At 71.7% G+C, this 19,005-nt stretch carries 16 protein-coding genes; 9 read left to right on the top strand and 7 right to left on the bottom strand.

The window, feature by feature from the left end:
* Window positions 1-14 precede the first annotated feature (14 nt).
* The gene (locus tag ABZ027_RS01620) at window positions 15-1,517 is read right to left on the bottom strand and encodes a M81 family metallopeptidase (protein ID WP_356763194.1); all 1,503 of its coding nucleotides are present in this window, start codon (window positions 1,515-1,517) and stop codon (window positions 15-17) included.
* Between the two features lie 86 nt (window positions 1,518-1,603).
* A complete protein-coding gene (locus tag ABZ027_RS01615) occupies window positions 1,604-2,917 on the bottom strand; it encodes an ROK family protein (RefSeq protein ID WP_356763192.1) in 1,314 nt (437 codons plus the stop codon).
* A gap of 174 nt (window positions 2,918-3,091) precedes the next feature.
* Between ABZ027_RS01615 and ABZ027_RS01610 the strand changes: the two genes are divergently transcribed.
* The 5 genes from ABZ027_RS01610 to ABZ027_RS01590 are packed head-to-tail and all read left to right on the top strand — an operon-like array spanning window position 3,092 to window position 9,571.
* Window positions 3,092-4,885 carry a peptide ABC transporter substrate-binding protein gene (locus ABZ027_RS01610; RefSeq protein WP_356763190.1) on the top strand — a complete coding sequence of 598 codons (1,794 nt, stop codon included), beginning with the start codon at window positions 3,092-3,094 and terminating at the stop codon, window positions 4,883-4,885.
* 3 nt (window positions 4,886-4,888) lie between these two features.
* On the top strand, window positions 4,889-5,848 hold the full coding sequence (locus ABZ027_RS01605) for an ABC transporter permease (protein WP_356763188.1): 960 nt from the start codon (window positions 4,889-4,891) through the stop codon (window positions 5,846-5,848).
* Entirely contained in the window at window positions 5,845-6,723 is an 879-nt protein-coding gene (locus tag ABZ027_RS01600) for an ABC transporter permease (protein WP_356763186.1), read from the top strand. The genes ABZ027_RS01605 and ABZ027_RS01600 overlap by 4 nt, the downstream gene beginning before the upstream one ends.
* Window positions 6,720-8,639: an ABC transporter ATP-binding protein gene (locus ABZ027_RS01595; protein WP_356763184.1), complete on the top strand. Its 1,920-nt coding sequence runs from the start codon at window positions 6,720-6,722 to the stop codon at window positions 8,637-8,639. Before ABZ027_RS01600 ends, ABZ027_RS01595 begins: the two co-directional genes overlap by 4 nt.
* A complete protein-coding gene (locus ABZ027_RS01590) occupies window positions 8,636-9,571 on the top strand; it encodes an ROK family protein (RefSeq protein WP_356763182.1) in 936 nt (311 codons plus the stop codon). The genes ABZ027_RS01595 and ABZ027_RS01590 overlap by 4 nt, the downstream gene beginning before the upstream one ends.
* A 160-nt stretch (window positions 9,572-9,731) precedes the next feature.
* On the opposite strand, the gene ABZ027_RS01585 is transcribed toward ABZ027_RS01590, so the two are convergent.
* Window positions 9,732-10,688: an ABC transporter substrate-binding protein gene (locus ABZ027_RS01585; RefSeq protein ID WP_356763180.1), complete on the bottom strand. Its 957-nt coding sequence runs from the start codon at window positions 10,686-10,688 to the stop codon at window positions 9,732-9,734.
* A gap of 389 nt (window positions 10,689-11,077) precedes the next feature.
* Between ABZ027_RS01585 and ABZ027_RS01580 the strand changes: the two genes are divergently transcribed.
* The 4 genes from ABZ027_RS01580 to ABZ027_RS01565 are packed head-to-tail and all read left to right on the top strand — an operon-like array spanning window position 11,078 to window position 15,544.
* Entirely contained in the window at window positions 11,078-14,002 is a 2,925-nt protein-coding gene (locus ABZ027_RS01580; protein ID WP_356763178.1) for an ATP-binding protein, read from the top strand.
* Window positions 13,999-14,475 (top strand): roadblock/LC7 domain-containing protein, encoded by a 477-nt coding sequence (locus ABZ027_RS01575; RefSeq protein ID WP_356763176.1) that lies wholly within the window; start codon window positions 13,999-14,001, stop codon window positions 14,473-14,475. The genes ABZ027_RS01580 and ABZ027_RS01575 overlap by 4 nt, the downstream gene beginning before the upstream one ends.
* A 36-nt stretch (window positions 14,476-14,511) precedes the next feature.
* On the top strand, window positions 14,512-14,958 hold the full coding sequence (locus tag ABZ027_RS01570) for a DUF742 domain-containing protein (RefSeq protein WP_356763174.1): 447 nt from the start codon (window positions 14,512-14,514) through the stop codon (window positions 14,956-14,958).
* Window positions 14,945-15,544, top strand: coding sequence for an ATP/GTP-binding protein (locus ABZ027_RS01565; RefSeq protein ID WP_356763172.1), 600 nt, complete (start codon window positions 14,945-14,947; stop codon window positions 15,542-15,544). Before ABZ027_RS01570 ends, ABZ027_RS01565 begins: the two co-directional genes overlap by 14 nt.
* A 70-nt stretch (window positions 15,545-15,614) precedes the next feature.
* On the opposite strand, the gene ABZ027_RS01560 is transcribed toward ABZ027_RS01565, so the two are convergent.
* From ABZ027_RS01560 to ABZ027_RS01545, 4 genes are all read right to left on the bottom strand, one after another.
* Window positions 15,615-16,283, bottom strand: a complete 669-nt coding sequence (locus ABZ027_RS01560; RefSeq protein WP_356763170.1) for an ABC transporter permease — start codon at window positions 16,281-16,283, stop codon at window positions 15,615-15,617.
* On the bottom strand, window positions 16,280-16,993 hold the full coding sequence (locus tag ABZ027_RS01555; protein ID WP_356763168.1) for an ABC transporter permease subunit: 714 nt from the start codon (window positions 16,991-16,993) through the stop codon (window positions 16,280-16,282). Before ABZ027_RS01555 ends, ABZ027_RS01560 begins: the two co-directional genes overlap by 4 nt.
* Entirely contained in the window at window positions 16,990-18,147 is a 1,158-nt protein-coding gene (locus tag ABZ027_RS01550) for an ABC transporter ATP-binding protein (RefSeq protein WP_356763166.1), read from the bottom strand. Before ABZ027_RS01550 ends, ABZ027_RS01555 begins: the two co-directional genes overlap by 4 nt.
* 118 nt (window positions 18,148-18,265) lie before the next feature.
* Complete coding sequence (locus ABZ027_RS01545) at window positions 18,266-19,003, bottom strand: FAD:protein FMN transferase (RefSeq protein ID WP_356763164.1); 738 nt, start codon at window positions 19,001-19,003, stop codon at window positions 18,266-18,268.
* Between the last annotated feature and the right edge of the window lie 2 nt (window positions 19,004-19,005).

Genomic DNA, 19,005 nt, shown 5'->3' with positions numbered 1-19,005 from the left:
CGGTTCCTGGCAGCTCACTCGTCCGGTCCGCTGAGCGGCTCGTCGCTGGGTGCGATCAGCCGGGCTCCGAGGTCCGGGGCGGGCATCTCGGGGTCGAAGGGGAACAGCGGCCGGCGGACGCGATGGTGGCCGAGGCGGGTCAGGTCCTGGTCGACGCCGCCCGGGGTCAGCGCCATCTTCCAGTCGGCGGCCATGGCGAACAGCTCGGGCTCCAGATAGCCGATCTTGACGAGCACGACGTCGGCCGCCCTGGGATCCAACTCCAGGTCGGTGAAGTCGTGTTCGTGGTGGTACGGCTTGCGCAGCCCGGTGAGGATCACATGCACGCTGCCCACCCGCAGCACGACCTCGGTCCGCGCGTCCCGGTCGCCGTGCCGGACCGCGTGGACCACGCCGGTCAGGGTGAGCGGGCCCGCGTGCCGGTCGTCGACCTCGGCGCCCGCGGTGACGGTGACGCTCGCGCCGACTCCGGCTCGCGCGGCGGTCTCGACGGCGGCCGGCCCGGGCAGCGAGGCGTAGATGACGACGGGGCCGGACGGGTCCTTGAACTCCGGGCGGTCCAGGACCTGTCGAAGGCCCCAGGTGACGTCACCGGCGCCGCCCGCGGTCGGGTTGTCGCCGGTGTCGCTGATGAAGTACGGGCGGGCGGGGGAAGCCAGCGCCGCGTCGAGGCACTCGTCCAGGGTGCCGGTGGGGGCGACGAACGCGAAGTCGTGCCGCGCCGCCCAGAAGCCGTGCGCCAGCCGCTCGGCACCGGCGGTGACGGCGGCCGTCGACGGGCCGGTGACGACCACCGCTGCCCGGTTGCGCGGCTCGTCCGCCCAGGCGTAGCCGACCCAGATCGCCGCGTCCGTCACTCCCTCGGCCGCCGCCACCTCCTCGACGGCCGCGTACACGCTGCGGGCGGGTTCGATCCGGGTGGAGGTCTGCTCGCCGGCCAGCAGCACCGGCACCGGCACCCACGCCTTGGCCGGTCGGGGCGCCCCGCTGGCCAGCAGCTCCACCAGGTTGCGGGCGGCCCGCTCCTTGGTCTCCATGGCGTCCTCGTGCGGGGCCATGCGGTAACAGGTGATCAGGTCGCTGCGGTGGACGAGTTCACGGGAAACGTTGCCGTGCAGGTCCATGGAGGTGGACACGAGGACGTCGGGGCCGACCACCTCGCGGACGCGGTGCAGGAGTTCGGCCTCGGCGTCGTCCAGTCCCTCGACGGTCATGGCGCCGTGGATGTCGAACCAGAGGCCGTCGAGGGGGCCCGACTGCCGTAGCCGGTCGAGGAGTTCGGCGGTCAGTTCGGCGTACGCGGACGCCGTCACCGTGCCGCCGGGCAGGGCCTTCCCGACGAGGGCACCGCGCCAGTCGGCGGCCTCCCGCAGGGGCTGCCCGGGGGCGAGGAAGGGGTAGCGCGTGAGGACGTCCGCGCCGCGCAGCGGGTGGAAGGCGGGGGCCTCGGTCCGGGCCGGGGAGAAGGTCGAGGACTCGATGCCGAGTCCGGCGATCGCTATGACGGGCAGGGACATGGTTCCTCCGGGGGCTCGAGACGGTCCGGGGACGGGACGCGGGGTGTCAGGACTGGACGGCGGCGCTCAGGACGGGACGGCGGCGCTCAGGACTGGTGGCCGGTGACCGCGTGCAGCGCCTGCGCCAGTGCCCGCTGCAGCGCGAACTGGCCCGCGCCGACCAGACCCGCGTCGGCACCCAGGCCGGCCCGTTCGATGACCAGGTGCTCGGTGACCAGCGGATGGCAGCCCTCGTACAGCTGGCTGCGGACGGCGGCGACGAACGGCTCCAGGGTGGAGAGGATGCCGCCGAGGTACACCGCGTCGGGGTTGAAGAAGTTCACGTTCGCGGCGAGCACCCGGCCGAGGTAGCGGCCGGCTTCACGGACCGCGCGGGTCGCCTCGGGGTCGGCGTCGGTGGCGAGCCGTACGACGTCCTCGGTCGACGTCACGTCACGGCCGCGTTCCCGCAGGATGCGGACCAGGGCGGCCCCGGAGGCGACGGTCTCCAGGCAGCCGGTGTTGCCGCAGGAGCAGGGCGTGTCGTGGGCGGCCTCCACGCGGACGTGGGTGATCTCGCCGGCCGCGCCGGTGCCGCCCCGGTAGAGCCGTCCGTTCGCGATCACGCCCGCGCCGATGCCGGAGCCCGCCTTCACCATGATCGACTGGCGGTGTTCCACGGGCCGCACGCTGTGCTCACCGACGGCCATGCAGTTGGCGTCGTTCTCGATGGCCACCGGGACCCCGAACCGCTCCTCCAGCCAGTCCCGCACCGGGAACCTGTTCCAGCCGGGCATCCGGGCGGGCAGGGTCACCAGGCCCGGCTCGACGTCGACCGGTCCGGGCAGGCACAGACCGACGCCCCGCAGCAGGTCACGTCCGTGCCGGTCGGCGAGGGCCTCGAGGGTCTCGGCCAGTCCGGGCAGCGCGGCCTCGGGTCCGTCCGCGGTCGGGAACGGCACCGTGGACACGTCGGTGAGTCCGCCGCCGGGGTGCACGACTCCCACGTGGGCGTGCTTTCCGCCGAGGTCGGCCGCCACGGCGTACCCGTCGCTGCCGCCGAGCCGCAGCACCTTGCGCGGGCGCCCGCCGGTGGACGACAGCGTGCCCTCCTCGGTGACCAGACCGTGCGTGAGCAGTTGACCCACCGCGAACGAGACCGTCGACGGGGCGGCGCCGAGCAGCAGGGCCAGTTCCGTGCGGGTCGTCGCCTGCCCGGACGCGAGGAGTTCCAGGACGCCCTCGGTCAGCGAGGAGAACCCGGACCCGTTCTTCCGGCGCGTCTGGCTCTTGGGCTCCGGACGCTTCGCCTGAGGGCCGCTCGGCTGCGGGACCCTCGGCTGCCGGTTGCTCGGCTGCGGGATCCCCGGCTGCGGACTGTTCGATTGTGCACTGTTCGGCTGCGGACTTTTTTCAGGCATGGAGGAAGTAACTTCCGTCGTCGGCGGTCGAGGCCCTGAGCGTAGGCCAGTCGGAGCCTTTCGCGGCTTTTTTCAGAACGGCAGAAACAGACTTTTTACCGTGGAGCGTCTGTTTCTTCGCATCGACGAGGCGTTCACTGACTCCGCCCAGCTTCTGTTTGCCTGAGGAGAGTCATGTCCCTTGCCCGCACGAGACTCCTCGCCGGTGCCGCCCTCGGCGCGGGCACGCTGCTGCTAGCCGCGTGTTCCGGGTCGAGCGGCACGTCATCGGCGTCGCACGACACCATCAACTACGCGCTGCCCGCGAACTTCACGCCGAACTGGATCCTGCCGATCGGCACCGCGGCCCACCTGAACACCAACAACATCTCCATCGCGAACACCCTGTGGGAGCCGCTCGTCGCCTACGACGGCTCGACCGGGAAGATCGCCTGGAACAAGGCCGGTTCGGTCGCCACGGCCGCCGACTTCGCGTCCGACGGAAAAAGCGTGACGATCACCTTGGGCGACCGCCACTGGAGCGACGGGAAGCCCGTCACCGCACGGGACGCCGAGTTCTGGTTCAACCTCATCAAGGCGAACAAGGCCCAGTGGGCGGGCTACAACCCCGGCAAGGCGCCCGACAACTGGACGTCCTTCAAGACCGTCGACGCCCGCCACTTCACGATCACCTTCGACCGCGCCTACAACTCCCAGTGGATGCTCGCCAACGAGCTGAACAGCATCACCCCGCTCCCCCAGCACGCCTGGGACAAGACGGACGCCTCGGCGAAGGTGTCCGACGCCGACCGCACGGCGGCGGGCGCCAAGCAGGTGTGGACCTACCTCAACACCGCGGCGAAGAACATCTCCGGCTACGCCTCCGACCCGCTGTGGAAGACCATCAGCGGCCCCTACGCCGTCAAGTCCTTCTCGACCGCCGGCAAGGTCGTCCTCACCGCGAACAAGAAGTACGACGGCGGCGAGAAGCCGGGCATCCCGACGGTGAACCTGCTGCCCTTCACCACGGCGGACGCCGAGAAGAACGCGCTGCGCTCCGGCAGCGTCGACTACGGCTACATCGAGGCCACCGACCTCGACCAGAAGGGCAGCTTCACCTCGCAGGGCTACACCGTGAAGCCGTGGTCGGGCTGGGCGATCACCTACATGCCGTACAACTTCAACAACCCGGCGATGGGCGCGGTGTTCAAGCAGCTCTACGCTCGGCAGGCGGTCCAGCGGTCGATCGACCAGACGACCCTGGCGAAAGTCGTCCTCAACGGGACGGCGGTGCCCGGGTACGGCCCGATTCCGCAGGGCCAGGCGTCGGACTTCGTGTCCCCCGAGCAGAAGAACAACCCGTATCCGTTCTCCACGTCGGCCGCCCGCGCGCTGCTGACCGGCCACGGCTGGAGCGAGCAGGGCGGGGTGATGACCTGCACGAGTCCCGGCAGCGGCGCCACGCAGTGCGGTGCCGGGGTCGCCAAGGGGACGAAGTTCCAGATGCAGGTGCTGTCGCAGTCCGGGTCGACCGTCACGGACAACATGATGAGCGCCATCCAGTCCTCGTTCGCGAAGACCGGGATCAAGTTCTCGATCAAGACCGCGCCGGTGAACTCGGTGCTCTCCCAGACCCCGCAGTGCACGTCCGGCCAGTCGATCTGCAAGTGGCAGCTGTCGTTCTTCGGTACGGCGGGCAGCTGGTACTTCAACGCCTTCCCGACCGGTGACTCGCTGTTCCAGTCCAAGGGCGGCTCGAACTTCGGCAACTACTCCAACCCGGCGGTGGACAAGCTCATCTCCGCGTCGACGACGTCGAGTTCGAACCAGGCGATCCAGGAGTACAGCGCGGCCCTCGCCAAGGACCTGCCGGTGATATGGCTGCCGGAGCCGGTCTACCAGGTGTCGGTCATACGCAACGGCCTCGGCGGTTTCTCCCAGGACTCGCTCGCCAACTTCCATCCCGCGCAGTGGAAGTGGACCAGCTGAGGCATGGACACCCTCGCGTACCTCACCCGGCGGGTTCTCCAGGCCCTGGCGGTGATCCTGATCGTCACGGTCGTGGTCTTCTGCCTGCTGCACGCACTGCCCGGGGGTCCCGCACGCGGGATCCTCGGCCCGCAGGCGACGGCCGGGCAGATCGCCTCGTTCAACCACGAGCAGGGCCTGGACCGTCCGCTGCCCGTCCAGTACGTCTACTACCTGAACACGCTCGTGCACGGTGACCTCGGCACCTCGTACACGCTCAACGAGGCCGTCTCCCGGCTCATCGAGCAACGGCTGCCGAAAACCCTGGTGCTGACGGTGCTGTCGGCACTCGTCGGACTGCTGCTGGCGATCCCGCTCGGCATGTGGCAGGCGGTGCGCCGCAACAAGCCGGCCGACTACGTCATCACCACGCTGAGCTTCGTCGCGTACTCCACGCCCGTGTACTTCCTGGGGCTGATCCTGGTGCTGCTGTTCACCCAGACCCTGCGCTGGTTCCCGTCCCAGGCGCCTCAGGGGGACACCCTGGCGCAGGTGTTCGCGGATCCCCAGGCGCTGGTGCTGCCGGTGGTCACGGGGGCCGCGTCCATGATCGCCGTGTTCAGCCGGTACATGCGGGCGGCGACCCTGGAGAACCTCTCCGAGGACTACGTCCGCACCGCGCGGGCCGGTGGCGCACGGTCGGCGGCGATCCTGTGGCGGCACGTGTTCCGCAACTCGCTCACCCCCGTGGTCGCGATGCTCGGGTACTACGTGCCCGTGCTGTTCGGCGGAGCGCTCGTGGTCGAGCAGCTCTTCAACTACCCGGGCATGGGGCTGCTGTTCTGGTCCGCCGCGCAGTCCTCCGACTATCCGGTGCTGCTGGGCTGCGTCCTCGTCATCTCCGTCGCGACGGTCGTGGGCACGCTGCTCGCGGACGTCGTCCAGCGGATCGTCGATCCCCGAGTGAAGGCGGACCGCGCGTGACTGCCGTACTCCAGACCGCGACCGTCGAGCCGGTCGCCGGCCATCGACTGTCGCTGCGCCGGTTCGCCCGCAACAGGCTGGCCGTCGCCGGACTCCTGGTCGTCGTCCTGTTCCTGTTGTTCTGCTTCGTCGGTCCGCTGCTGTACTCCACCGACCAGACCCACACCGACCTCACGCAGGTCAACCTGGCCCCCGGCGGGGGGCACTGGCTGGGCACGGACGCCGTCGGGCACGACGAGCTCGGGCGGCTCATGTACGGCGGGAAGGTGTCGCTGCTGGTCGGGCTCGCCGCCGGGTTGCTGGCCACCGTGATCGGCACCCTGTGGGGTGCGGTGGCGGGGTACGCGGGCGGCTGGGTGGACGCGGTGATGATGCGGGTGGTGGACGCCGGGATCGCGATCCCGGCCCTGTTCATCCTGCTGGTCGTCTCCGCGATCACCACGCCGGGTGTGCCCGGCCTGATCGTGATCCTCGGTCTGGTGTCGTGGCTGGTCCCGTCCCGGCTGGTGCGGGCGGAGACGCTGACGCTGAAGAACCGTGACTACGTGCTGACGCTGCGCGCGACCGGCGGCACCCACGGGCGGGCGATCTGGCGGCACATCCTGCCGAACTCGGTGTCGACCATCGTCGTCGCGGCCACCTTCCAGGTCGCCGACGCGATCCTGCTGGTCGCGTACGTGTCGTATCTGGGCCTCGGCGTCCAACCGCCGTCGACCGACTGGGGCGGCATGCTGTCGGCCGGTCTGACGGCGGCGTACTCGGGGCGCTGGTGGCTGATCGTGCCGCCGGGCCTCGCGATCATCCTCGTCGTGTGCGCGTTCAACGCGATCGGCGACGGGTTGCGCGACGCCTTCGACGTGAGGGGACGGGGATGAACAACGTGAGCACGGACATCCTGCGGATCGAGGACCTCGGGGTCACGTTCGCGACGGACACGGGCGACGTGCCCGCCGTACGCGGTGTGTCGCTGCACGTCCGGCCCGGTGAGACCTTGGCGCTGGTCGGCGAGTCCGGGTCCGGGAAGTCGACGGTGGCGTTCGCCGCGATGGGGCTGCTGCCGGGCAACGCGCGGGCGTCCGGGCGAGTGGACGTCGGTGGTACGCAGATCGTCGGCGCCGGTGAGGCGGAGCTGGCCCGGCTGCGCGGCCGTACCGCGTCGATGGTCTTCCAGGAGCCGGCCACCGCGCTGGACCCGCTGACCCGGGTCGGCCGGCAGATAGCGGAGGTCGTCCGCAATCACCGGCCGGTGTCGCGGGCGGAGGCCGCCCGCGCCGCGGTGGAGCTCCTGCGCAGGGTCGGCATTCCCGATCCGGAGCGGCGGGCGTCGGCGTTCCCGTTCCAGCTGTCGGGCGGTCAGCGGCAGCGGGTCGTCATCGCCATGGCGATCGCCAACTCGCCCGCCCTGCTGGTCGCGGACGAGCCGACCACCGCGCTCGACGTCACCGTGCAGGCCGAGATCCTCGATCTGCTCAGGGGGCTCGCGGCCGACTCGGACACCGGCGTGCTGCTGGTCACGCACAACATGGGCGTGGTCGCCGACTTCGCCGACCGGGTCGCCGTGATGCTGCGGGGCGAGGTGGTGGAGACCGGTCCGGTGGAGGAGGTGCTGTTGCGACCCACGCACGAGTACACCCAGCGGTTGCTGGCCGCGGTACCGCGACTGAGGGTGAGCGGAGCGGGGGCGCCTGCGGCGGGCGGGGCCGGGGGGTCGTCCGCGGGGGAGCCGGGGGCAGCGGGGGCTCCCGCGGAGCCGGCGGCTGCGGCAGACCCGGTGAGCCCGGCGGCTCCGGGGACCCCGGTGGACCCGGCGGCTGCGGCTGATCCGATGGGTCCGGCGGCTGCGGCTGCTCCGGCGGGCCCGGTGAACCCAGCGGCTCCGGGGACCCCGGTGCACGCAGCGGCTCCGGTGGATCCGATGGCCCCGGCGGCTGCGGCTCCTTGGGTGGGCCCGGCGGCTCCGGAGGCCACGGCAGCTCCCGTGGTCGAACTGCGCGACGTGACCGTGGACTTCGGGCGGGGTCGTGGTGTCGTGCGGGCTCTCGACGGGGTGTCGTTGGTGGTCGGGCCCGGGGAGACCGTGGGGCTGGTGGGTGAGTCCGGGTCGGGGAAGTCGACGGCGGCGCGGGTCGCGCTCGGGCTGGTCGCGCCGGCCGCCGGTTCGGTGTCGCTGTTCGGCGGCGACCTGGGGAGGGCCCGGGGAAGGGCGCGCCGGGCCCTGCTGTCCGGCGTGGGTGTGGTGCTCCAGGATCCGGTGGCCTCGCTGGACGCCCGGATGAGCGTGGCGGAGTGTGTGGCCGAGCCGCTGCGCACGCACCGGCGGGGCATGCCGGCCGCCGAGCGGCGGGAGCGGGTCGCGGAGGCGCTCGAACTCGTGCGGCTGTCCCGGGAGTTGGCGGGTCGAGGCCCGCGCGAACTGTCGGGCGGTCAGCGGCAGCGGGTGAGTCTCGCGCGGGCGCTGGTGCTGCGGCCGCGACTGCTGGTCGCGGACGAGCCGACGAGCGCGCTGGACGTGAGTGTGCAGCGGACGGTCCTGGAGGTGATCGCCGAGTTGCAGCGTGAGCTCGGGTTCGCCTGCCTGTTCGTGTCGCACGACCTGGCCGTGGTGCAGGAGTTCGCCCGGCGGGTCGTCGTCATGCGGGCGGGCCGGGTGGAGGAGGAGGGGCCGACCCTGTCCACCCTGTCGCGTCCCGAGACCGAGTACACGCGTCGGCTCATCGCCGCCGTGCCGGTGCCGGATCCGGTCGTCCAACGGCGTCGGCGGGCGGCGGGACGGACGGGGGCCACCGCGTGACGCACACGATCGCCGGCGTGGACATCGGCGGTACGACGACCCGGGTGGTGCTGTGCTCGGAGGACCTGGCCGTCCTCGACCGGGTGGAGGTGGCGACCCCGGCGGCCGGGGGCGGCGCGGCGATGGTCGGGGCCGCGCTGGACGCCGTGGCGCTGCTGCTCGGCCGGACGGGCACGCGGCTGCTCGGGGTCGGGGTGGGCGCGGCCGGGGTGGTGGACGCGCGGGCCGGCCGGATCCTGGTGGCCAGCGACTCCTTCCGGGGCTGGGCCGGGTTCGGGGTGACGGCTGCGGTCGAGGAGGCGTTGGGGGTGCCCGCGTTCCTCGACAACGACGTCAACGCGTTCCTGCGCGGCGAGACGGCGGCCGGCGCGGTCGCCGGCGAGCCGGATGTGCTCGGGATGACGCTGGGCACGGGCGTGGGCGGGGCGCTGTGGCTGGACGGGGCGCTGTACGACGGACCGCACGGCGCGGCGGGTGAGATCGGGCATGTGCCGGGCTTCGGGGACCTGCCGTGCACCTGCGGCGGCCGGGGGCACCTGGAGACGCTGGCGTCGGGGCGGGCGATCACCGCGCGCTACGGGGAGCGCACCGGGCGGACCCGCGGCGCGCGGGAGGTGGCCGAGGCGGCGGTGAGCGGCGATCCGGACGCGCTCGCCGTGTACGAGACGGCGGGTTCCGCGGTGGCCCGGGCCATGCTGGTCACCGCGGGTCTGCTCGACGTCACGACCTTCGTGGTCGGCGGGGGCGTCAGCCGGGCCTGGACGCTCGTCGAGCCGTCGATCGGGCGGGCCCTGACCGCGGAGCCCCCGGTCAGCGGGCGCCCGGTGCGGGTGCTGCCCGCGCTGCTGGAGGGGGACGCGGTGGCGGTCGGGGCGGCGGCGCGGGCGCGGTCCGAACTCGGTTCGGACCCGGGATCGTTAACAGCGAGGTAGCGGGAGTCCGTCAAGGCCGCCCGAAACTTTGACGTGTTCTCCGCCATCTCCAGCCTTCTGGCCGCTACACCGAACCTGATTCGGTACAGCGGCCAGAAGGCCTGCTCCGTTCCGGAGGGTGTGTGGGCGCACAGGCCCGCAGCCGTCCGGGAGGGGGGCGTCAGCTCAGGCCGGCCGACTTCAGCCAGGCCTGGGCGACGTCGAGCGGGTCCTTGTTCTCCAGCTGCACCTGGGAGTCCATCTCCAGCAGCGACTTCGTGTCCAGCTTGGCCGAGACCGCGTTGAGTGCGGCCACGCCGTCCTGGGAGAGCCCGGACTTGTAGACCAGCGGGGTCACGTTCGCGAATCCGAAGAGGTTCTTCGGGTCCTGCAGGACGACGAACTTCTCCTTGACGATGGTCGGGTCCGTGGTGAAGATGTCCGCGGCCTGCACGGTGTTCTTGGTCAGCGCCGCCTGGGTCAGCGGGCCGCCGGCGTCCAGTGCCTTGAAGGACTTGAACTTCAGGCCGTACACGGACTGGAGGCCCAGCAGACCCTGCTGCCGGGTCTGGAACTCCGGCGAACCGCCGATGGCCAGCTGGGGCGCGATGTCCTTGAGGTCCGCGAGCGTGGACTGCGAGGTCAGGCTGTACTTCTTCGCGGTCTCCGCGTTGATGCTGACGGAGTCCTTGTCCTCGGCGGGCGCCGAGTTCAGCAGCGTCAGCTTCGAGTCGAGCTTGGACTTCGCGGTGGCGTTCACGGCCTCGGCCGTCTTCTGCTCCGCCTTCGGGTCCAGGTAGGCCAGCAGCGAGCCGTTGTACTCCGGCAGGACGGTGATGGAGCCGTTCTTCAGCAGGCCGTAAGTGGTCTCCCGGCTGCCGATGTTCGGCTTGTAGGAGACCTTGACACCCTTGGCCTTCAGGGCCTCGCCGTAGATGTCGGCGATCAGGATGGACTCGGCGAAGTTGTTGGAACCGACGACGACCGTGCCGTCTTCCGCGGTCTTCTCGGCCAGGGGGTCGGAGGTGTCGTCCGAGGAGGAACATCCCGCCAGCAGGGCGGTGGCGGCGGCAAGTGCGAGGGCGGCCAGGCCGGGACGGCTCCGGAGGGACCTGCTGTGTACGGCGGTAGAAGTCACGATTTCCGTTCCGGACTCTGGGGATTGCTCGGAGGCTCTTGCTCTGATCCAATCCAGCCGCTTCTTGGTCAGTCAAGAGCAGGCTTATTAACAATTGACTTCATTGCCCGTCCGAGACTGGAGGCGGCTCGAACACAACCGACACCAAACCCGCCAGACCATGGATGAGTCGTGATGGATTCTTGACGTACGGGCGCGCGATCCGGCCCCCGAAGAGGCTGTAGTCTCGCGGTCGTTGTCGCCGGTCACAGTGGCGTGCGGGGCCGTATCGGTGGTGTCCTGTCACATCGCCCCGTATCGATCCGTTTTTTGTCGATCCTTCCCGTATCGATCAGAAACGGTCACGTGCAGTTCTGTGCGCGCCGTAAGACACCCACGAAGGAGGCCTGGTGTCCACGAGCGAGGTGGGCTCGGCTGCCCAGCCGGGAACACCGTCGGCCCCGGGTGACCCGGCCGGCGTACGGGGTGCCCGGCGGCTACGGGGTTTCGCCGACCGCTGGCCGTTCAGACGCAAGCTCAACGTCCTGGTGGGTGTCCCGCTGGCCGTGGTGGCCGTGCTGCTCTCGTATCTCATCGTCGAGCAGCTGAACCAGGCCTGGGACGCGGACTCCGCCGCTCAACTGGTGCGGGACAGTTCCGAGGTCGCCGAGCTGGTGGACCGGGTGGAGAGCGAGCACCAGCAGGCCATCCTGCTGTCCGTGCGGCACGAGGCCGCGCCCGCGGGTGCCCGTCCCTCCTCCGCCGACTACCGCAAGGCGCAGGCCGCGGTCGACGCCCAGGTCAAGGAGGTGCGCGACACCTTCGGCGACCGGCTGCCGGACACCGAGGCGCAGGCACTGCGGGAGATCAACGGCCTCAGCAGTCTGCGCGGGACCATCGAGCAGGGCTATCTGCCCGCCGACAACATCGACCCGGCCTACACCAACGCCTCCAAGGGGCTGATCGACGGCCTCGGCCTGGACCACAACGAGGCTCTCGCCGGCACCTTCACCGGCAGCCTGCTGGACTCGCTGCTGCGCGCCGACGCCGCCCACAGCGCCTTCGAGACGGCCGTGTTCTCCGCGCGCACCGGTGACAGCAACGCCCTGATCGAGTTCATCGGCGCGGTCGGCTTCGAGAACGAGTACTCCCACCAGGCCGACCGCTTCGCCCGGTTCGCGACCGAGGCCCAGGCGGACGAGCTGGGCGGGATCGAGCACAACAGCTCGCAGGCGACCATCGGCCGGCACTACGCCGAGCTGCAGATCGACCCCGGCAACCTGCAGGCGGGAACGCCCAAGGAGGTCCGCGAGGCCTTCACCGAGACCCTCGGCTCCTACCCCGCCTACCGGCTGCAGTCCGAGGCCCGGCTGCAGATCACCGCGTCCCTCATCGGCCAGATCGCCGACCGGGCCGACCGTGCGTCGAGCGAGGCCACCTGGCGCGCGGGCCTGCTGCTGGGCCTCGCGCTGTTCGGCTTCGCGGCGTGGATCGCCTTCGCGGTCCTCGTACGGCGTTCCGTGGTGCGCCCGGTGCAGGCGCTCACCGGTGCCGCACGGCAGGTCGCCGACGTCGCCGGACGCGAGCTGGCACGGGTGGCCGACGACGACTCCGAGGACGACGCGCCGCCCCGGCTGCGGCAGGTGCCGGTCACCGCGAAGGACGAGATCGGCGACCTCGCCGAGGCGTTCAACCATGTGCAGACCACCGCGTCCGCGCTGCTGGAGCGGCAGGTGCTCAGCCGCCGCAACGTCGCCGAGATGTTCGGCAACGTCGGCCGCCGGGTCAGCAACCTGACCACCCGGCAGCTGGCGCTGATCGACGCGGTGGAGCGCGGCGAGACGGACCCCGCGCTGCTGGAGCGGCTCTACAGCATCGACCACATCGCGGTCCGGCTGCGGCGCAACGCGGACAGCCTGATGCTGCTCGCCGGAATCCGCGAGACGGTCCTGGACTCCGGGCCGCTCGCGCTCACCAACGTGGTCCGGGCCGCCCTCGGCCAGATCGAGGGCTTCCAGCGGGTTCATCTGCTCGCCGGGACCGAGGTCATGGTGGAGCCCGACATCATCGGCGACCTCACGCTGATGGTGGCCGAACTGGTGGAGAACGCCGTCTCGTTCTCGCCCGCGGGCAGCCCCGTGGAGGTGACGGTCCGCAACAGCGCCGACGGCGCGCTGGTGGTGATCGCGGACCACGGTCTCGGCATGAGCGCGGAGCGGATCGCCGAGGAGAACGCCCGCCTGATCCGCCGCGAACGCCTCGACGTGGTCCCGACGAAGGTGCTCGGCCTGTTCGTGGTGGGCGCGCTGGCCCGCCGCTGGGAGGTGGACGTGGCGCTGTCCCGTACCCCGGGAGGCGGCGTCACCGCGGAGGTGACCATCCCCTCGTCCCTGCTGCTGACGATGAGCCCGGTGGTCGCGGCGGGTTCCTCCGGCGGTTCGGCGAGGAGCGTGGGGGCCGGTTCGGGTGTGGCTTCCGGGCCCGCCGCCCCTTCCGCTTCGGCCTCGGATTCCGGTTCGGCCTCGGACGGCCGCTCGGGCGTCGCCGGCTCACGGGCGACCGGCTCCGGCCCGCGGTCGGTGTCCCCGGCGGGCACGGCAGCCACCCCTGCCCGAAGAACCGCCCCGACCGACGAGCCCGCCCCGCTCCCCCGCAGGGTGCCCAAGCGAGCCACGCCCGCGAACGGCACGCCGGCCTCCCCCGCCGGGGAGATCGCATCGGCCTCCCGCACCGCGGACAGCACCCCGGCCACCGCTCCGCACACCGGCCCGCACACCGGCCCGACCCCGCCCGGTGTGCCCACCACGACGGTCGGCCCCGCCCCGGACGACACCGCCTCGGCCGCCCCCGGCGACCCCGCCCGTCGGACCGCCCCCGCCTCCGACAGCACCCCCGCGCCCCACGCCCCCGGGACCCCGGACGATGAGCCGGTGTCGTCCGTGTCGGCCCGCGGGGACGAGGCCGGGCCCGCGGCGGAGGCCGGTGACGGCGCCCGCCCGTTGCGCCGACGCGTCCGCGGAGCCACGCTGCGTACGACCTTCGGCGCCGACCCCGACCAGCAGGCCGCCCGCCGGTCCGCACCCCGCCCCGCCGACGCGGACGCCGTACGGGACGCGCTCGACGAGTTCGAGGCGGCCGTCGCCCGCGCCAACCGCGACAGCGAGGACGAGGTCGGCAGGCATCGCCGGCCCGCCGGTCCCACCCCGCACCACCGCACCACGGATGACACCGCGCCCCTCTCGACCCCCGCACCCCGCGCCAGCGGCCCCGCACCCAACCCACCGCCCCAGCACCACAACCAGCACCACCACTCCCCGGAAGGAGCGGAGCAGTGAGCACGTCGACAGGTGACACGCCTACGGGAGGCACCACGCCGGCCGATCTGCAGGCCGCCGCAGCCGATTTCACCTGGCTGTTGAATCGGTTCGCCACCGAGACGGCAGGCGTCGTCGACGCCATCGCCGTCTCCTCCGACGGCCTGCTCATCGCCGTGTCCGAGCTGCGTGAGCACGCCGACTCCGAGCGCCTCGCCGCGATCGTCTCCGGCATCACCAGCCTGGCCGCCGGGGCCTCCGGCAACTACGGCCTTGGCGGCCTCAACAAGGTCATCATCGACCTGGAGGGCGGCCATGTCCTGGTCTCCGCGATCGGCAGCGGCGCCGTCCTCGGCGTGGTCACCGACAAGGAGGCCAAGCTCGGCAACATCGCGTACGAGATGACGCTGTTCGCCAACCGTGCCGGTGCCGCGCTCAGCCCGCAGCTCGTACTCGAACTGAAGAACAGCGTCGGCACCGCGTCGAAGCGCTGACCGGGCGCCGCCCGGCCGAGGAGGAAGACACAACCCATGGCGGACGGCCGCACGCACCGCGGTGCCGACGAGGACGGCGGCCCGCCCCCCGGTCCAGGGACGGTCGGTCCCGTCGCCGCCGTGCGGCCGTTCCTGGTCACCGCAGGCCGGGTGGCCCCCAGCGCCAACGGCCGGACGATGCCCGTGGAGACCCAGGTGGTGGCCACCACCGAAGGACTCGACGTCCTCGACCAGCTCCCCTTCGAACAGCACGACATCATCGCCGCCTGCCGCCGGCCGCAGTCCATCGCGGAGATCGCGGCCAGGCTGCGGCTGCACCTCAACGTGGTCCGCGTCCTCGCCGAGGACCTGCGCGCGGCGGGGCAGTTGACGGTGCACGTGCCCGACTCCGACGTCATCCACGACGCATCCGTCCTGCGAAGGGTTATCGATGGCCTGCGCGCCATCCCCGACTCCCGAGGGGTTCTCCGTGACACCGACTGAACCCGCCAACCGCCCGGCGGCCGCGCAGGCCTCCATAAGGCCACCGCTGCCGGTCAAGATGGTGATCGCGGGCGGCTTCGGCGTGGGCAAGACCACCGCCGTCGGCTCGATCTCCGAGATCGAGCCGCTGACCACCGAGGCCGCGATCACCGAGGTGGCGGCGGGCGTGGACGACCTCAGCCACACCCCGCGCAAGACGACGACCACGGTCGCGATGGACTTCGGCTGCATCACCATCGACCCGACCCTGAAGCTGTACCTGTTCGGCACTCCCGGCCAGGAACGGTTCGGCTTCATGTGGGACGACATCGTCGAGGGCGCGGTCGGTGGTCTCGTCATCGTGGACACCCGCCGCCTCGACGACTGCTACGCGGCCGTCGACTACTTCGAGCACCAGCGGATCCCGTTCGCGGTGGCCGTCAACGCCTTCGACGGGCAGGTCCAGCACACCCTGGAGGAGGTCCGCTGGGCACTCGACATCAACGAGCGGGTCCCGTTGGTGGTGTTCGACGCCCGCGAGCGCGGCTCGGTGCGCGACGCGCTGCTCGTCGTACTGGAACAGGCGCTGGCCCGCACCGAGGGCTAGGGCCCTTCGGTGGTGCGAACGGGCCCGGGCGACGATCTCGTCACCCGGGCCCGTCGGCGTACGACGCGCCTCAGCCGCTGCGGCGCACGCCCGGCGACACCGCGAGCCGGTGCACCGCCCAGAACAGGCCCAGCGTCACCAGCGCCATCACGGCGACCAGGGTGGCACCGCCGACGACCTTCTCGTAGTTGCGCTGGTAGAGACCGTCGACGATGTACCGGCCGAGGCCGCCGAGCGAGACGTACGCGGCGATGGTGGCCGTGGAGACGATCTGGATGGCCGCCGAACGCAGGCCGCTGAGGATCAGCGGGAGCGCCACCGGCAACTCCACCTGGAACAGGATGCGGGACTCCTGCATGCCCATCCCGCGGGCCGCGTCCACCGGGGACGGGTCGACGGAGCGCACCGCCTCGTAGGTGGTGACCAGGATCGGCGGGATCGCGAGGACGACCAGCGGGATCATCACCGGCAGCAGTCCGAGGCCGAGGACGACGAACATCAGCACCAGCAGACCGAAGCTGGGCAGGGCGCGGGCGGCGGTGGCGATGAACGCGAGCGCGTTGCCGCCCCGTCCGGTGTGCCCGGTCAGCAGACCGATGGGGAGGCCGATCGCGGCGGCGACGGCGAGCGCAAGCAGCGAGTACCCGACGTGCTCGCCCAGCCGGGTGGGGATGCCGTCGTAGCCGTGCCAGCGGGCGCTGTCGCTGAAGAACGCGTTGATGAAGTTGAGTACGTTCATTTGACCGCGTCCTCCAGGGCGAGCGTGGCCGGTTCGGGCCGGGCCGCGGCCTCCTTCGGTTTCCGGCGGGCGGCTCTCGGCATCCAGGGCGTGAGCAGCACCCTGAGGCCCACCAGCAGGGCGTCCAGGACGATCGCCAGGACGGCCGTGGTGATCACGGAGTTCACGGCCAGTTCGGGGCGGTGGTAGAACATCGCGTCGGCGAGCAGGTTGCCGAGCGCGCCCTGGTTGCCGATCAGGGTGCCGACGCTCACCAGTGACACGCTCGACACGACCGCGATCCGCAGACCCGCGATGATGGCGGGCACCGCGATCGGCAACTGCACCTGCACGTACCGGCGTACCGGCCCGAAGCCCATGGCGGTCGCGGCGGCCATCGTCTCCTGCGGCACCGACCGCACCCCGTCGACGATCGCCGGGACCAGCACCACCAGGCTGTAGACGGCCAGCGGGATCATCACGGTGAGCTCGGTCTGGCCGGTGTAGTCGATGAGGACGACGAAGAAGGCCAGCGAGGGGATGGCGTACAGCACGGTCGTCACCCACAGCACCGGCGGGTACAGCCAGCGGAAGCGTATGCACAGCTGGGCCAGCGGCAGCGCCAGCACCAGGCCGAACAGGACCGGCAGCAGGGCCTCGCGCAGATGCAGGCCGATGAGGCCGAGCCAGCTGTGCTGGAGGTCGCTCGGGATGTCGAAGAAGCCGCTCATGGGGCGACCTTGGTGACCGGGGCGGCCGGGGTGTCCTGGTCGGTGGCGCGGCCCTCGGCGTGGGCGCCGCGGATCGCCTCGCCGATGGTCTGCTGGGAGACCACCCCGGCGGCCCGGCCCTCGGCGTCCACGGCGACCGCCCAGCCGGTGGGCGAGAGCACCGCGCAGTCCAGCGCGGCCCGCAGCGACTCGGTCCCGGCGACGAACGGCCGTCCGTACGGCAGGAGTTGCTCCGGCCTGATCTCCCCGGTCCGCAGCTCGCCCGGCTCGCTCCAGCCGAGAGGCTTGCCGTCCAGGTCCGTCACGAGGAGGTAGGGGGCGCCGGCGGTGTCGCGGGCGGCGAGCTGCTCGGCGGTGGAGTCGATCGCGACGATCGGCGCGGTCAGCAGCTCCAGTCCGGTGGACGGGAAGAAGGACAGCCGCCGGATGCCGCGGTCCGCGCCGAGGAAGTCCTCGACGAAGTCGTCCGCGGGGTGGGACAGCAGCTCGGCGGGCGGCGCGAACTGGGCGAGCTTGCCGCCGGTGCGCATCACGGCGACCATCGTGCCGATCTTGACGGCCTCGTCGATGTCATGGGTGACGAAGACGATCGTCTTGCCCAACTCGTCCTGGATACGCAGGAGTTCGTCCTGCAGTCCCTTACGGACCACCGGGTCGACGGCGGAGAACGGCTCGTCCATGAGCAGCACCGGCGGATCGGCGGCGAGCGCCCGGGCCACCCCGACGCGCTGCTGCTGTCCGCCCGACAGCTGGTACGGGTAGCGCCGGCCGAGCGAGGCGTCGAGCCCCACGCGCTCCATCAGCTCCCGGGCCCGCGACCGCGCCTTCTCCTTGCCCCAGCCGAGCATGCGGGGCACGGTGGCGATGTTGTCGACGATCGTGCGGTGCTGGAAGAGACCGGCGTTCTGGATGACGTACCCCATGGACCGCCGCAGCGTGTTCACGGGCTGCCGCGTGATGTCCTCGCCGTCGAGGAGGATGGTGCCCTCGCTCGGCTCGACCATCCGGTTGATCATGCGCAGGGTGGTCGTCTTCCCGCAGCCGGACGGGCCGACCAGGACGGTGATCGAGCGGTCGGGTATCTCCAACGAGAGCCGGTCGACCGCCACCGTGCCGTCCGGGTACCGCTTGGTGACTGAATCTATCCGTATCAAAGCGCCGAATACCCTTCGGGTCTGGCAGAAGTTGCCCACTTTTGGCCAGGTGCGGTCCGTTGGGGGGAGAGTCTAGACGGCTTGTGTTGCGGGCATTCGAACGGCTTCGCGGGGCCGTTCACGCCGTCGGCCGCTCCCCCGCCGTCGGGAACCCCGGCGTGCGCAGCACCCCGCGGTGCGCGGTCACCGCGAACACCTCGCAGCCGGGGAGCTGGGCCGCCCACTCGACGCCCTCGGCGCCCATCGCGAAGGCCGCCGTGGCGACCGAGTCCGCCTCGGTGAGCGTCGGGGCCAGGACCGTCAGGCTGAGCAGCCCGGTGGCCGGGCGGCCGGTGCGGCCGTCGATGATGTGGTCGCCCCGCTCGTAGCGGGCGGAGGTGGCGACCGCGCCGTCGGTGAGCTCCAGGACGGCGCACACCTGGTCGGCGTGTTCGGGGTGCCGTACGCCGACCCGCCAGGGTCCGCCGGCGGCGACCACGTCACCGCCGGCGTTGAGGCAGAAGCGCCGCGCGCCGGCCGCCCTGAGCGACTCCGCCGCCCGCTGCACCGACCAGCCCTTGACCACCGCGCAGGGGTCGAGACCGCGGCCGGGCAGCCGTACGTCGAAGGCGCCGCCGGTGGCGAGACGGTAGTGCTCGCACAGGTCGAGGATCTCGGCGAGGTCCGCGCTCACCGCGTCCGCCGACAGCTCTCCCCGGTCCAGCCGGGAGACCTCGCTGTCCGACTTGAACGGGCTGAACCGCGCGTCGGCCTCGTTCAGCCACGCGAAGACCGCGTCCACCGCCGACTCGGGGACGTCCTCGTCGTCGATCCGCAGCGAGACGGGGAAGCCCATGACGTGCTCGACGCGGTGCACGG

Source organism: Streptomyces sp. NPDC006332 (assembly GCF_040612855.1).
Lineage (GTDB): Bacteria > Actinomycetota > Actinomycetes > Streptomycetales > Streptomycetaceae > Streptomyces.
Note: the sequence above shows the minus strand (reverse complement) of the source record. Positions and strands in the feature narration are given on the sequence as shown.

Coding starts and splice junctions, on each gene's coding strand:
- ABZ027_RS01620 (WP_356763194.1), bottom strand. CDS start 1,517: ATGTCCCTGCCCGTCATAGCGATCGCCGGACTCGGCATCGAGTCCTCG.
- ABZ027_RS01615 (WP_356763192.1), bottom strand. CDS start 2,917: ATGCCTGAAAAAAGTCCGCAGCCGAACAGTGCACAATCGAACAGTCCG.
- ABZ027_RS01610 (WP_356763190.1), top strand. CDS start 3,092: ATGTCCCTTGCCCGCACGAGACTCCTCGCCGGTGCCGCCCTCGGCGCG.
- ABZ027_RS01605 (WP_356763188.1), top strand. CDS start 4,889: ATGGACACCCTCGCGTACCTCACCCGGCGGGTTCTCCAGGCCCTGGCG.
- ABZ027_RS01595 (WP_356763184.1), top strand. CDS start 6,720: ATGAACAACGTGAGCACGGACATCCTGCGGATCGAGGACCTCGGGGTC.
- ABZ027_RS01570 (WP_356763174.1), top strand. CDS start 14,512: ATGGCGGACGGCCGCACGCACCGCGGTGCCGACGAGGACGGCGGCCCG.
- ABZ027_RS01560 (WP_356763170.1), bottom strand. CDS start 16,283: ATGAACGTACTCAACTTCATCAACGCGTTCTTCAGCGACAGCGCCCGC.
- ABZ027_RS01555 (WP_356763168.1), bottom strand. CDS start 16,993: ATGAGCGGCTTCTTCGACATCCCGAGCGACCTCCAGCACAGCTGGCTC.